This window comes from Streptomyces sp. NPDC060366 (genome assembly GCF_042725135.1).
Classification (GTDB): Bacteria; Actinomycetota; Actinomycetes; order Streptomycetales; family Streptomycetaceae; genus Streptomyces.
Genome location: NZ_JBHXDC010000003.1, coordinates 445,466 through 459,189, shown reverse-complemented (window position 1 = coordinate 459,189; position 13,724 = coordinate 445,466). Strand labels below are relative to the sequence as shown.

The window sequence follows — 13,724 nt, the reverse complement described above, 5'->3', positions numbered from 1 at the left end:
CTGCCGGTCGCTCGGGTCTGTGCCCCCGTACACCCTCTTGGACTCCTCTTCGCATCCAACCATGCCCGGTCGGACGCTCGCTCCTTACCCATGGGTTACCCAGCCCGACCAGGGGTCAGACCACCGCGTGACAGGACGCGCGCGAGGGATTCCACGACCTCGGGCTGGTAGTCGTGGCCGGTGCCGAGGCGTAGTCGCTCGAGTGCGCTGAGCGGTCCTGTCGCCCCTCCGCCGCCGCCCGCACCCGCCGTGGCGAGATCGTCGTACGCGTTGACGGTGCGGACGATCCGGGCCGGCAGAGGCTGCTCGCGGTACGGATCGGCCTGCCGCTCCACGACGACGGCGACCGCCGACGGGACCCCGGTCCGGCGTACGACGGCCCCGCCGAGCAGCGCGATCCGCCGCTGCTCGGTGACCGGCAGCAGGGCGGTCGCGCCGTCGGGCACGGGGTCGACGAGCGAGAGCTGGCCGATGTCGTGCATCAGCGCCGCGTGTTCGAGGACGGTCAGCTCGGTCCCGGAGAGCCCCAGCTCACGGCCGACCGCGCGGCTCAGCTCGGCGACCCTGCGGGCGTGGCCGTGACGGGTGTATCCGGCGATCTCGGTGGCGCGGGCGAGCGAGGCGATGGTCTGCCGGTAGGTCGTACGGACCGCCGCGTACCGCCGGAACGACAGCTGGGTCAGCAGCAGCGGCACACAGAAGACGGGCAGTGCCCACAGCCCGGCGACGGCGACGCCGAGCGCCATCACCGCGCCGGTCGCGCAGACGGCCGAGCCGATGCCGATCAGTGCGCGCAGTTCGTCGCGCAGGAGCGGGCCGTACGGATGGCGGGTACGGGCGCGCAGCGTCAGCGCGGCGATGACCGCGTCACACAGAGCAGTGAGGATCAGTAGGAGGAGGAGCAGAAGAGCGTAGTACGGGCCTTCGCCGACACGCTCGCCCAGCTCGCCGGAGGCGACGAACGGCTGGAAGCAGACGGCGGCGAACCCGACGGTGAGCACGCGACGGGCCACGTGGTCGAGCGCGGGACCGCGGCCGCGGGCGACATGCGGTACGGCTCCGAGGAGGACCGCCGCGACGACGACGGCGACGGTCTGGAGCACACCGTGCTCGGCCGGCCGCCCCGCGCTCTGCCCGAGCAGGGCGTACGCGAGGGCTCCGGCGGCCGCGAGGGGCGCGGGCTCGCGCTCGTCGGGCGGCGCGCCCTGGCGGACGAGCTCGCCGAGGGTGATGAGCACACCGAAGGCGAGCGCGCTCCGGGGCTCGACGACCCCGTGCCACAGGGTCCACCCGAGCCCCGCCCCGGCAAGCCCGAGCGCGGCACCGCGCACGGCGAAGACGGTGAGGGAGAGACGGGGAGGCGGCGCGTGGGGGGCGTTCACGGGCGCCCACCGGGGGCGCGGCAGGCGCGGGGGCCGTAGGCGTCGCCACGGGAAGGGACCGTAGGGGCCGCCCGCCGGCCGGACCACGTGGCGCTTGAGGACGCGCAAGACCCGCGTCGGGCGTTCACGGGCGACCGCCGCGGACGCCCGTGAAGGCGCCGGGGCCGCCCGCCCGGCCGTATGCGCCGGTACGAGAAGGGGCCGCCGGGGCCGCACGCCGGCCGGTCCACGTGACGTTCACGGGCGACCGCCGGGGATACGGGGACGGCCGGCCCGGCCGTGCAGGCCGACGCCGTTCTTGGGGGTTCGCCGGCACCGCCCGGAAGCCGAACCGGCCTGCGGTCAAGGACGCGTGTGCCGGTTCCTGGCCCGCACAGGGGCCGCCGGTCCGGCCTCGTTCTCGCGTCGCAGGCGCCAGGGCCGTGCGCCCGGCCGTAGGCCCGCCCGGTGGTCACGGGCGGCCGCCGGGCGCGCCCGGGGTCGGGGTCGGGGTCGTGCGGGGGCCGGTCGAGTGGTGCGCGGGTGGGACGTTCTCGCGCGGGGCGGCGACCGCGTGCGCGGGTGCCGGGAGCCGCGGCCCGGCGGGCAGCTCCCGCGGGCCCGGCTCGTCCGACGTCACCGCCGTCTGCCAGCCGTGGCGGTCCAGCGCCCGTACGAGCGCCCGCACCATCCTGGGGTCGAACTGGGAGCCCGCGCAGCGCCGTAGCTCCGCCACCGCCACCGGTACGGGCCGCGCACGGCGGTAGGACCGGGTCGAGGTCATCGCGTCGAAGGCGTCCGCGACGGCGACGACCCGTGCGAGCTCGGGGATCTCGGCGCCCGCCAGTCCGTACGGGTAGCCGCTGCCGTCGAGCCTCTCGTGGTGGTGCAGGATCGCCGACCGGGCCTCGCCGAGGAAGTCGATGCCGCGCACGATCTCGTGGCCGTACTCGGGGTGCAGCTCGATGACACGCCGCTCCTCCGGGGTCAGCGGCCCGTCCTTGCGCAGTACGCGCGTGGGGACGCCGAGCTTGCCCACGTCGTGCAGGATTCCGGCGAACCGGATGACTTCCAGGCGCTCGTCGTCGATCCCCAGCTCCCCGGCGATCATCACCGACGCGCGCCCCACGCGTTCGCTGTGGCCGCGTGTGTACCGGTCCTTGAGATCGACGGCCTGCACGAGTGCCCTGATGGTCGCCTGGTGGGCGGCGCGTTCGCGGTGGTACTGCGCGAAGACCCAGCAGGAGATGTACATCGGCAGTAGTACGAAGAGCGCGGAGAGCGGCCCGTAGGAGCTGCGCCAGAGCACGGCCATCATCAGCCCGGCCAGGGCGTGCGCACCGTACGGCGCGAGCGAGCGTGGCAGCAGGCCGCGCCAGGCCGTGCGGACGGGGCGCCGCTCGGCGGTGACGAGGATGCCGCCGTCGAGCGCGGTCAAGGCCAGACAGAAGGCGAGCGCCCCGGCCCCGGCGGGCAGCAGGACGTACGGGAAGTCGGGGACGCCGTGGCCGGGAGCAGTGGCGGCGCCGCCCAGCGCGGCCGGTCCTCCGAGGAGCCGGTGGGCCTGGGCGGCTGCCCAGATGGCGATGGCGAGCTGCGCCGCGCGCCACACACGGCGGACCCCGGCCGGCCGGCGCGCGACCTGACCGGCCAGCGCGCCGGGGACGGCCACGAGCGCGGCGGCGGCGGGCGGCAGCAGGAACGCGGCGGTGAGCAGCACGGGGAAGAAGGACCCGGCGGCGACGGGTACCGACCCGCGCACCGATCTCCCCAGGAAGCGGCAGCGGGCGGGCGTCTCGCAGAGCGCGTACAGCGCGCCGAGCAGCAGGACGGCGGGCCACAGGCTCTCCGTGCCCGCCGTGGGACCGTGGCGTAACCCGGGCAGCGCGAACGCGGGAAGCACGCACGCGAGCGCGCCCAGCACGGCGCAGCAGATGTACGCGCGTGCCGCTCCCGGAATGGCGTTCACCCCGCTCTCACCCCGCACCCGCCCCCTGTGCCACCGGCCCGAAAGGAAGGGCCAGGCTAGCCAGTTGGGCATCGGCCCACCGGTCTACAGCGGCGATTAGCACCATCGGGTGATACGTGGGGAAACGCACGCGGGGCGCGCCGCGATGTGCGCGGCGCGCCCCGTAGGCGCGTCGGTACTGCGGCCGCCGGCTACTCGTTGGCGGTGGCCGTCTGGTCGGTGTCGACGGCCGTCACGTCCCGCTCGGGCACGGTGTGGCCGGCCCGGATGAGGTCGATCCGCCCCATGACCTTGGCCCGCAGGTCGGTCGGTACGTCGTCATGCCCGCAGCACCGCTTGACCAGCTTCTTCACGGCCTGTTCGAGTCCGTACTTCTCCAGACACGGCGAGCACTCGTCGAAGTGCTCCTCGAACTTGGTGCAGTCCTTGTCCGGCATCTCCCGGTCGAGGTACTCGTAAAGATGGTCGAGAACTTCGGTGCAATCCGTCTCGTGCGGCTCTCCGCAACTCATGAGCCCGAGCCTTTCCGATCGTCCGACGACTCTCCGGCGCCGGCCGGGGCAAGCCCGCGCTCGCGGGCGTAGTCCTCAAGCATGCCGCGCAGTTGACGCCGGCCACGGTGCAGTCGCGACATCACCGTACCGATGGGTGTCCCCATGATGTCCGCGATCTCCTTGTACGCAAAGCCCTCTACGTCGGCGAGATACACGGCGATGCGGAACTCCTCGGGAATCGCCTGGAGCGCTTCCTTGACGTCGGAGTCGGGAAGGTGGTCGAGCGCCTGGGACTCGGCGGAGCGCAGCCCTGTCGACATGTGCGACTCGGCACGCGCCAGCTGCCAGTCCTCGATCTCCTCGGCGGCGCTGCGCTGGGGCTCACGCTGCTTCTTGCGGTACGAGTTGATGAAGGTGTTGGTGAGGATGCGGTACATCCACGCCTTGAGGTTGGTGCCCTCACGGAATTGGTGGAAGGAGCCGTACGCCTTGGCGTAGGTCTCCTGCACGAGGTCCTCGGCATCGGCCGGATTGCGCGTCATGCGCAGCGCGGCCGAATACATCTGGTCGAGATAGCCGAGTGCGTCCCGCTCGAATCGGGCGTTGCGCTCGGCGGCTGACTCTTCCTTGTGGCCGTCGTCGGTCCCTGTGTCGGTCCCAGTGACCGGACCCACCTCCTCCAACGCTGCGGCGGGCCCAAAGGCGGACCCACTCGAATCGGAGAATAGTCGACCTTGTGCCGAGGCGGGCCGCGGTGCCGCCTCGACCGACGACCGAACAGGCGCGGTCCTGGGTGCGGAGAGCACCGTCCACTCCACTTCGGTGGCGTGCGACCGGGCGGGGCAGATGGTCGAACCCATGCGACGGACTCCCTTTCCAGGATCTGTGTACCGACATCTCGCACAACAGCCGCCGCCTACGACGCATTCCCGGGTGCGCGGCCACGCTCCGTCAGCGCTCCGACTGTGACCGGATCCACTTCCCGACGCCGTCGGTGAGGACGGTCAGGGCCTCGTCCTGGGTGATCGTGGCCCGCTTGGGGACGGTGAAGGAGTGGTCTCCGTACGGCACCTCGAGCAGCTCGTAATCCCCTTCGGGGAATTCGGCGGGCTTCCCGAAGGGGTCGTTCCCGCCCTGGACGACGAGCGTCGGCACTTCGGCCCCGAGCAGTTCGTCGGCGCGGGACTTCTCCGGCCGGCCGGGCGGGTGCAGCGGGAAGCTCAGTGCCAGTACGGCGTGGGCACCCAGCTCGCGGGCGGTACGGCAGGCCACCCGCGCCCCGGCGCTGCGCCCGCCCGCGACGACGGGAAGGCCGCGCTTCGCCAGCGCGGGCCACAGGGCCCGCCAGCCGGTGTCGAGGGTCTTGGGAGCCGGCGCCAGCTTCTTCCCGGCGACCCGCCACGGCTGCTCGACCAGCGCCACGCTCACCCCGAGCGGGGGCAGGGCCGCGGCGAGCGCCTGGAGGTCGCGGACCTCGATGCCACCGCCCGCGCCGTGGCTGACGGCGAGGACGAGGCGCGCGGCCGTCCCCTTCTTGGGAGGGTGCCAGGTGATACGGGCCTCGCCCGCGGGAGTGTCGACGATCTCGCTCTGCATGGGCACCAGGATCACATCGGCGCGCGGGAACACCGGGGATCCGCGGCCCGCGCACGACACGCGGCCTCTGCACGACCGACCTCCGGCCGACCTCTGAAGGACCGGCCTCCGACCCGCCTCTGGAAGCTAGAAGAGCGTGCTCTCCTCGGGCGCCGCCAGCTCCTCCAGCAGCTCCGGGCCGTTGTTCCGTACGTTGCTGACGGCCGTCGCCACGGGGTAGGCCCGCATCAGCCCCTCCGGGGGCGGCGCCAGCAGCTCGCGCAGCTCCTCCACGTCCGTACGGGCCGGATCCAGCCAGGCGTCCCACCGGTCGGGCGTCAGCATCAGCGGCATCCGGGGGTGGATGTCGGCGAGCGACCCCGGTCCCTCGGCGGGCGCCACCCCGAGCGGACCGGTCTCGGCCTCGGTGGTGATGACCGAGCAGGTCACCCACCAGGCGTTCGGATGGTCGTCGGGCAGGGTCTTGTCGCGCCAGAACTCGTACAGCCCGGCCATGGCCATGACCGACCCGTCGGCCGGGGTGACGAAGTACGGCTGCTTGCGGGGCCGCTTCTTCTTGCCCTGCTCCTCCAGCTGCCGCTCCTCGGGGGCCGTGACCCACTCGTAGTAGCCGTCGGCCGGTACGAGGCAGCGCCGGGAGGCGAAGGGACGCCGGAAGGAGGGCTTCTCGTGCACCGTCTCCGCACGCGCGTTGATCATCCGGGCGCCGCCCTCGGGCGTCTTGGACCAGGACGGCACGAGCCCCCACCTGAGCGTGCGGAGCTGACGTACGGGAGCGGGATCGTCGGCGCCCTTCACCGGGCGCTCCAGGACGACGTAGACCTCTTTGGTAGGTGCGACGTTCCAGTCGGACGCGAGGGTCTCCTGCGGCTCCCACTTCTCGACGTCGAAGAGCCCGACCAGATCCTCCGGCCTCCGGCTCGCCGCGTACCGACCGCACATGTTCGACCACCCCTTGCCCATGACCCGACGCACTCGCGCCGGATCACGCTACCGACACCCCTCCAACCCTCGCAGATTGTCCGGCGCCGGTGTGCTGAAGCGGGTGGCGGGCGGTGATCGGAGCGCCGCCGCCCTGTTGGGGCCGGGAAAAGCCCCGGCCCCAACAGGGACGGACCTCGGCTCCGCCCTCGCTTCGGTCAGCGGATGTTGACGTCGACGCAGGCGTAGAACGCGTTCGCGGTGTCGAAGACGTTCCAGACGGCCAGGACCTTCTGGTTGCCGCGGATGCTGCCGAAGTTGACGTTGTGGCTCACGGTCGCGCCGGGCTGGGCGCCGCCGTCGTTGAACTCGGCGACCTTGGTGTTGCCGACGAAGTACTGCCAGGTGCTGGTGCGGTGCCGCGCCGTCAGCGTCCAGTTGAACGTCTGGTTGGCGCTGATGTTGGAACGCTGCCAGCCCTTGCTGTCGTCGTTCAGCTCGGCGAAGCGGCCGACGCCGCCGTGGCAGTTCTTCTGGCCCTTCGGGCCTTCGACACTCTGCGGCTCCCACTTGATGTCGCCGCAGGAGACGACGCCGGTCTTGCACTGGTCCTGGCGGCTGGCGGGCGAGTTGATCCAGCCGTGTGCGCCGGCGGTCGGGGCGGGGAGGGTGACGGCGATGATCGGCGCGACCGCCGCACTCAGTACGAGGCCGAGACGAGTTTTCTTGTGCATGACAACTCCTTCGTGGTGACGTCCGAGGGACCGGCGCCGAAGACGCGCAGGCTCCGACCCGTGACGGACTCACTGCGTGTGGGGAACTCGCGAAGGTGCACGAACAGTTGCATCGACAGCCGTTGAGGTCCGGTGACGGTCCGGCGCCAGAGCTGTCGCGGGGCTTTCCATTCTTCGATGTTCTACTAGGTCTAGACCATGACAGCCGCGCTCGGGTGGCGTCAAGACTTGAACTGCCCTTGACCGCACGTGGCTTGAAAGACCCCAGCCACCGTGCGGGACCCCCGCCCTTCACCCAAGTGCCACACTGCGACGACGCACATCCTCCTAAGGAGCCGCCCGAGCGATGATCAGCACCGACTCCAGCGCCCTCGCGGCCGCCTCGATGGGCGATCTGTGGGATCGCGTCTCCGGCACCCAGCCAGTCCCCGACGACTGGCTGGTGATCGTCACCGCCGTCGTCGCGCTCACCGCTGTCGTGCCGCACTCGCTGTGGCGGCTGTCGCGCAACGCCGTCACCATCGCCCACGAGGGCGGGCACGGCCTCGTGGCCCTCCTCACCGGGCGCAAGCTCGACGGCATCCGGCTGCACTCCGACACCTCGGGCCTCACCGTCAGCCGCGGCAAGCCCACCGGCATCGGCATGATCCTCACCGCGGCGGCCGGCTACACGGCCCCGCCGCTGCTGGGCCTGGGCGGGGCCTGGCTGCTCGCCGCGCACCACATCACGCTGCTGCTGTGGCTGGCCACGGCGCTGCTGCTGGTGATGCTCGTGATGATCCGCAACGCGTACGGGGCGCTCACCGTCATCGTTACGGGTGCGGCCTTCCTGCTGATCTCCTGGCTGACCGGCCCGACCGTGCAGGCCGCGTTCGCGTACGCCGCGGTGTGGTTCCTGCTGCTCGGCGGCGTACGGCCGGCGTTCGAGCTCCAGTCCAAGCGGCGGCACGGCGGCGCCCCCGACTCCGACGCCGACCAGCTCGCGCGGCTGACGCACGTACCGCCCGCGATGTGGCTGTTCCTCTTCCACGCCGTCTCGCTGTGCTCACTGATCGGCGGAGGCACCTGGCTGCTCGGCCTGTAGGCCCTCGCGTGGCGGGACCGTGGCCACGCGGGGCCCCCGGGGCGGACGCGGCGCCTCCGCGAGCCGGTCGACGCCTCCATACCACCTTCGTATTACGCCCCGATTTCAACGTATTTGATAGAGATCGGGGCCGTTGTGCAGCCATTAAAGTAAAGGCCATGACCGAAAGCGCCGTGCACCCTGCCCCCTGGCCCGCCCCATACGCGAGCGGGGCCGTCGAAGCGACTGTCACCGTGCCCGGATCGAAATCGGTCACGAACCGCGGCCTCGTCCTCGCCGCGCTCGCCGCCGAACCCGGCTGGCTGCGCCGTCCCCTGCGCTCACGCGACACCCTCCTGATGGCGGACGCCCTGCGCGCGATGGGCGTCGGCATCGAGGAGACGATCTCCTCCAGCTCCGCCGCCGCGGGCTCCATGACCCCCGCGCGCGGCGCCGGCAGCCAGTCGTTCACCGGCGAGGCCTGGCGGATCTTCCCCAACGGACTGCACGGCCCGGCCACGGTCGACGTCGGCAACGCGGGCACGGTCATGCGCTTCCTGCCGCCCGTCGCCACCCTCGCCGACGGCCCCATCCACTTCGACGGCGACCCCCGCTCCTACGTACGCCCGCTCAACGGCGTCATCGACGCCCTGCGCGCCCTCGGCGCCCGCATCGACGACGAGGGCCGCGGCTCGCTCCCGCTGACCGTGCACGGCGGCGGCGCGCTGGACGGCGGCACGGTCGAGATCGACGCCTCGTCGTCGTCCCAGTTCGTCTCCGCGCTGCTGCTCTCGGGCCCGCGCTTCAACCAGGGCGTCGAGGTACGGCACGTCGGCTCCACCCTCCCGTCCCTGCCGCACATCCGGATGACCGTCGACATGCTGCGCCGCGTCGGTGCCCAGGTGGACGAGCCGGAGACGGGCGGCGAGCCGAACGTCTGGCGGGTCTCCCCCAGCGCCGTGCTCGGCCGCGACCTGACCGTCGAGCCGGACCTCTCCAACGCCCAGCCGTTCCTCGCCGCCGCCCTCGTGACCGGCGGCCGGGTGACCGTACGGGACTGGCCCACCCGCACCACACAGCCCGGCGACGCGCTGCGCCGCATCTTCACCGAAATGGGCGGTTCCTGTGAACTGACCGAACAGGGGCTGACGTTCACCGGCGGCGGCCGGATCCACGGCATCGACGTCGACCTGAGCGAGGTCGGCGAGCTGACCCCCGGCATCGCGGCCGTCGCGGCACTCGCCGACGGCCCCTCCACCCTGCGCGGCGTCGCCCATCTGCGGCTTCACGAGACGGACCGGCTGGCCGCCCTCACCAAGGAGATCAACGAGCTCGGCGGCGACGTCACCGAGACCGCCGACGGCCTCCACATCCGCCCGCGCCCCCTGCACGGAGGCGTCTTCCACACGTACGAGGACCACCGCATGGCAACGGCCGGATCGATCATCGGCCTCGTCGTCGACGGCGTGGAGATCGAGAACGTCGGGACGACGTCCAAGACCCTGCCCGATTTCCCGCAGATGTGGACCGAGATGCTCGCGGGAGCGGGAGCCTGACGCGATGCGCCGCTACGGCAAGAACCCCGACGAGGACGACATCCGCTCCCGCCCCAACCCCAAGGGCAACCGACCGCGTACGAACATCCGCCCCAAGCACGAGGACGCGGCCGAGGGCATGGTCCTGACCGTCGACCGGGGCCGGCTCACCTGTCTGGTGGGTGACACCGTCGTCCTGGCGATGAAGGCGCGCGAACTGGGCCGCAAGGCCGCCGTGGTCGGCGACCAGGTGTCGCTCGTCGGGGACCTGAGCGGCAAGAAGGACACGCTCGCGCGCATCGTGCGGATCGAGAAGCGACGCTCCGTACTGAGGCGCACGGCGGACGACGACGACCCGTTCGAGCGCGTGGTCGTCGCCAACGCCGACCAGCTCGCCGTGGTCACGGCACTCGCCGACCCCGAGCCGCGGCCCCGGCTGATCGACCGCTGTCTGGTCGCGGCGTTCGACGCGGGCCTCGAACCGCTGCTGATCCTGACCAAGTCCGACCTGGCGTCGGCGGACGAACTGCTGGAGACCTACCGGCCGTTGGGGATCCGTTACGTCGTCACACGACGGGACGAACTGGCCACCGGCGAGGCTGCCGACCGGGTACGCGAATACCTCGAAGGCCGGATGACCGCGTTCGTCGGGCACTCCGGTGTCGGCAAGACGACGCTCGTCAACGCCCTTGTGCCGGACGACCGGCGCCGTACGACCGGCCTGGTCAACGCGGTCACCGGGCGTGGCAGGCACACCACCACATCGGCGCTCGCGCTGCCGCTGGAGAAGGTGGACGGCTGGGTGATCGACACTCCCGGCATCCGCTCCTTCGGCCTGCACCACGTCGATCCCTCGCGCGTCATCCTGGCGTTCCCGGATCTCGTGCCGGGCACGGAGAACTGCCCGCGTGGCTGTAGCCACGACGAACCGGACTGCGCGCTCGACGCGTGGGTGGCCGAGGGGCACGCCGACCCGTCGAGGCTCGACTCGCTGCGCCGTCTGCTCTCCACCCGGGAACGCCGGGAGGGCGACTGATCCCGCCATGTTTGCCGCCCACAACCCCTGGTAAGTGCATAAACTCACCAAGTCTCGGCAAGCCCTACCAAGGGTTACCAAGGCCCGGAAAAGACGCGGTGAGCAATACGGGGAGGCGCAGACGATGGCGTGGCTGCTGGTCGTGGTCGCGGGGCTGCTCGAAACGGGCTTCGCCGTCTGTCTCAAGCTCTCCCACGGGTTCACCCGGCTCTGGCCCACGATCGCCTTCGCGGTCTTCGCGCTGGCCAGCTTCGGTCTGCTGACCCTCTCCCTCAAGAAGCTCGACGTCGGACCGGCGTACGCGGTGTGGACCGGCATCGGCGCGGCCGGTACGGCGATCTACGGGATGATCTTCCTGGACGACCTGGTCTCCACGCTGAAGATTGTCTCGATCTCGCTGGTCATCATCGGGGTCATCGGCCTCCAGCTCTCGGGCTCGTCCCAGCACTGACCGCCGCGATCGGCCCGGCGACGGCCGCGCGCACCAGACGCCCGACGGGCTCTGAGTCGGGCGCGACGACATGCGCCAGAGCGAGACGTACGGCCAGCTCGCAGCGGAAGGCCAGCTCGGCGGACTCGTCCTTCGTACGGAGGACGGGCTCGGGGGCACGGACCGGTGCGACGGAGCGGCCGTTCTCGGGCCGGGGCTGCTCCGGTCGGGGCTGATCCGGCCGGGGCTGATCCGGCCGGAGCTGATCCGGCCGGGGCTGGTCGGGCCGGGCCCGCTCCGGTCCGCGGTGCTGCGGCGTACGTGCCTGTTCGACGCGCGCCCGCTGCACCCGTCCCGCCTGCACACGCAGCGGTTCCGTACGCGGCTGGTCGCCCCGGAGCTGGTCCGTACGGCCCCGGCGGTCCGGCCGCCCCGGGTCCAGCGCGGCCACGGCCCGGTTCCGTACCGCCGCCACCAGATCCGCCGGCGCGGGCGGACCGGCGTCCGCGCGGCGCTGGGCGGGCGCGCCCCCCGGAGGGGCCGCCGGGCGCAGGGGACGGGGCGCCGGGTGGCGTTCGGTCCAGCCGTCGGTGAGAAGGGCGCGCAGCAGGGGTCTGGAGCGCGCCTCGGACACCGTCCACTCGGCCACCGAGACCAGACGGTCGACCGCGTCCGCCGGCTCCGCCAGCAGCCGCTCGACGCCATACAGGTAGAGATCGGCCTCGCGCCGTACGAGCGCGCGGGCGAGACCGTCCTTGCTGCCGAACTCGTTGTAGAGGGTCTGCCGCGAGACCCCGCCGGCCGACGCGACGTCGACCATCCTGACGGCGGACCAGGACTGGTCCGTGAGCGCCGAAAGTGCGGCGTTGAGTAGGGCTTCACGCGCTGTAGGCATCGTTGCCTCCCGGGCCGTTCGGCTCCGCACTCAGAGTTGACGCAGCCTCGCGCGCTGTCAAGAGGACCGGACGCGGGTCCGGCCGCCCGCCGGGCGGCCGCGGCACCGGCCCGTAGCCCGATCTTGGACGCTGTCGATACTGTGACGACCATGCCCGATTACCACGATGATCTGCGACTCGCCCATGTCCTCGCGGACGCCGCCGACGCCGCGACGATGGACCGGTTCAAGGCACTCGACCTGAAGGTCGAGACCAAACCGGACATGACCCCGGTGAGTGAGGCCGACAAGTCGGCCGAGGAGCTGATCCGCGGCAATCTCCAGCGCGCGCGGCCCCGTGACGCCGTACTGGGCGAGGAGTACGGAATCGAGGGCACCGGCCCGCGCCGCTGGGTCATCGACCCGATCGACGGCACCAAGAACTACGTACGCGGCGTCCCCGTCTGGGCGACGCTGATCTCGCTGATGGTGGCGGGCGAGGGCGGCTACGAGCCGGTGGTCGGCGTGGTGTCGGCGCCCGCGCTGGCGCGCCGCTGGTGGGCGGCGAAGGGCGGCGGCGCGTACTCGGGCCGCAGTCTCTCGGCGGCGACCCGGCTGCGCGTCTCGAAGGTCTCGCGCATCGGGGACGCCTCGTTCGCGCATTCGTCGCTGAGCGGCTGGGAGGAGCAGGGCCGCCTCGACGGGTTCCTGGATCTGACCCGGGCCTGCTGGCGTACGCGCGGGTACGGCGATTTCTGGCCGTACATGATGGTCGCCGAGGGTTCCGTGGACATGTGCGCGGAGCCGGAGCTGTCGCTGTGGGACATGGCGGCGCCGTCGGTCATCGTCCAGGAGGCGGGCGGGCGGTTCACGGGCCTGGACGGGCGTTCGGGGCCGCACAGCGGCAACGCGGCGGCGTCGAACGGGGTGCTGCACGAGGAACTGCTCGGCTATCTGAACCAGCGCTACTGACGACCGCCGCCGACGCGAGCGGCACGGATGCCGTCCGTGTCCGCGTCCGGCGTCCGTGGCCGGCTTCGGCGCCCGGCTTCCGCGCCCGGCCGAGATTTAACCGTCGGCAATAGGCCATTCGGGGGATCGGGAATCCTTGGGGCGCCGGGGGCGTGCGGTTCTGATCACCGCGCGCGGGGCGCCTCGCTCCGCCCGCCCCCTTGTTGACTCACCGTGTCGGTGTCACTCTGAGACTACCCCCACTTGTGAACTTGTGAATCCGTTCTCCAGCAGAGGGACCGGTTCACCGAGGAGGTGGCTCCATCCATGCTCGTCCGTGACGCCATGAGCACGGTGGTCCTCACCATCGGGCCCACCCACACACTCCGCCAGTCCGCGCAGCTGATGGCGGAGCGCCGGGTCGGCGCGGCCGTCGTCCTGGACACCGAAAAGAGCGGCCTCGGGATCATCACCGAGCGCGACATCCTGATCTCGATCGGCGACGGCCAGAATCCCGAGGTGGAACTCGCCGGGACGCACACCACCACCGACGTCGTGTTCGCCTCACCGATCTGGACCCTGGAGGAGGCGGCCGAGGCGATGACGCACGGCGGCTTCCGTCATCTGATCGTCTGCGACGACCGGGAGCCGGTCGGCATCGTCTCCGTACGCGACATCATCCGTTGCTGGGCACCGGTCGCGCGGCGCCCGTCGGCGCTGACCGGCTGACCTCCGGGCCTGCCGGGAGACGTCGCGGGGC

At 71.9% G+C, this 13,724-nt stretch carries 13 protein-coding genes and 1 pseudogene; 6 read left to right on the top strand and 8 right to left on the bottom strand.

Translation table 11 applies throughout. The annotated features are described in order from the left end of the window. Nucleotides 1-95: 95 nt before the first annotated feature. The 7 genes from ACFWHU_RS10995 to ACFWHU_RS10965 form a co-directional block, all read right to left on the bottom strand. Nucleotides 96-1,382 carry an HD-GYP domain-containing protein gene (locus tag ACFWHU_RS10995; protein ID WP_387224654.1) on the bottom strand — a complete coding sequence of 429 codons (1,287 nt, stop codon included), beginning with the start codon at nt 1,380-1,382 and terminating at the stop codon, nt 96-98. A 451-nt stretch (nt 1,383-1,833) separates the two neighbouring features. Further along, nucleotides 1,834-3,330 (bottom strand): HD-GYP domain-containing protein, encoded by a 1,497-nt coding sequence (locus ACFWHU_RS10990; RefSeq protein WP_387224653.1) that lies wholly within the window; start codon nt 3,328-3,330, stop codon nt 1,834-1,836. 191 nt (nt 3,331-3,521) lie between these two features. Continuing rightward, nucleotides 3,522-3,842, bottom strand: coding sequence for a mycothiol system anti-sigma-R factor (gene rsrA, locus ACFWHU_RS10985; RefSeq protein ID WP_385799843.1), 321 nt, complete (start codon nt 3,840-3,842; stop codon nt 3,522-3,524). Further along, nucleotides 3,839-4,498 (bottom strand): sigma-70 family RNA polymerase sigma factor, encoded by a 660-nt coding sequence (locus ACFWHU_RS10980; protein WP_023538783.1) that lies wholly within the window; start codon nt 4,496-4,498, stop codon nt 3,839-3,841. The genes rsrA and ACFWHU_RS10980 overlap by 4 nt, the downstream gene beginning before the upstream one ends. A gap of 277 nt (nt 4,499-4,775) precedes the next feature. Beyond that, complete coding sequence (locus tag ACFWHU_RS10975) at nt 4,776-5,420, bottom strand: alpha/beta family hydrolase (RefSeq protein ID WP_385799841.1); 645 nt, start codon at nt 5,418-5,420, stop codon at nt 4,776-4,778. Nucleotides 5,421-5,546: 126 nt separating this feature from the next. After that, entirely contained in the window at nt 5,547-6,362 is an 816-nt protein-coding gene (locus ACFWHU_RS10970) for an SOS response-associated peptidase (protein ID WP_387224652.1), read from the bottom strand. 197 nt (nt 6,363-6,559) lie between these two features. After that, on the bottom strand, nt 6,560-7,075 hold the full coding sequence (locus tag ACFWHU_RS10965; RefSeq protein WP_385799837.1) for a lytic polysaccharide monooxygenase auxiliary activity family 9 protein: 516 nt from the start codon (nt 7,073-7,075) through the stop codon (nt 6,560-6,562). A gap of 346 nt (nt 7,076-7,421) precedes the next feature. Here ACFWHU_RS10965 and ACFWHU_RS10960 point away from each other — a divergent pair, with 346 nt between their 5' ends. The 4 genes from ACFWHU_RS10960 (at nt 7,422) to ACFWHU_RS10945 (ending at nt 11,160) form a co-directional block, all read left to right on the top strand. Next, nucleotides 7,422-8,159, top strand: coding sequence for a M50 family metallopeptidase (locus tag ACFWHU_RS10960; RefSeq protein ID WP_385799836.1), 738 nt, complete (start codon nt 7,422-7,424; stop codon nt 8,157-8,159). 158 nt (nt 8,160-8,317) lie between these two features. Beyond that, on the top strand, nt 8,318-9,694 hold the full coding sequence (gene aroA / locus ACFWHU_RS10955) for a 3-phosphoshikimate 1-carboxyvinyltransferase (RefSeq protein ID WP_385799834.1): 1,377 nt from the start codon (nt 8,318-8,320) through the stop codon (nt 9,692-9,694). A 4-nt stretch (nt 9,695-9,698) separates the two neighbouring features. Beyond that, a complete protein-coding gene (gene rsgA, locus ACFWHU_RS10950) occupies nt 9,699-10,709 on the top strand; it encodes a ribosome small subunit-dependent GTPase A (protein ID WP_387224651.1) in 1,011 nt (336 codons plus the stop codon). A 124-nt stretch (nt 10,710-10,833) separates the two neighbouring features. Continuing rightward, on the top strand, nt 10,834-11,160 hold the full coding sequence (locus ACFWHU_RS10945) for a multidrug efflux SMR transporter (RefSeq protein ID WP_078079487.1): 327 nt from the start codon (nt 10,834-10,836) through the stop codon (nt 11,158-11,160). 373 nt (nt 11,161-11,533) lie between these two features. On the opposite strand, the pseudogene ACFWHU_RS10940 reads toward ACFWHU_RS10945, so the two are convergent. Beyond that, nucleotides 11,534-12,034, bottom strand: a pseudogene (locus ACFWHU_RS10940) (TetR/AcrR family transcriptional regulator); the annotation flags it as partial. A gap of 150 nt (nt 12,035-12,184) precedes the next feature. On the opposite strand from ACFWHU_RS10940, the gene hisN reads away from it, so the two are divergent. Together hisN and ACFWHU_RS10930 are read left to right on the top strand one after the other, a co-directional pair. Continuing rightward, on the top strand, nt 12,185-12,985 hold the full coding sequence (gene hisN, locus ACFWHU_RS10935) for a histidinol-phosphatase (RefSeq protein WP_385799830.1): 801 nt from the start codon (nt 12,185-12,187) through the stop codon (nt 12,983-12,985). Nucleotides 12,986-13,291: 306 nt separating this feature from the next. Further along, the gene (locus ACFWHU_RS10930; protein ID WP_385799828.1) at nt 13,292-13,693 is read left to right on the top strand and encodes a cyclic nucleotide-binding/CBS domain-containing protein; all 402 of its coding nucleotides are present in this window, start codon (nt 13,292-13,294) and stop codon (nt 13,691-13,693) included. Nucleotides 13,694-13,724 lie beyond the last annotated feature (31 nt).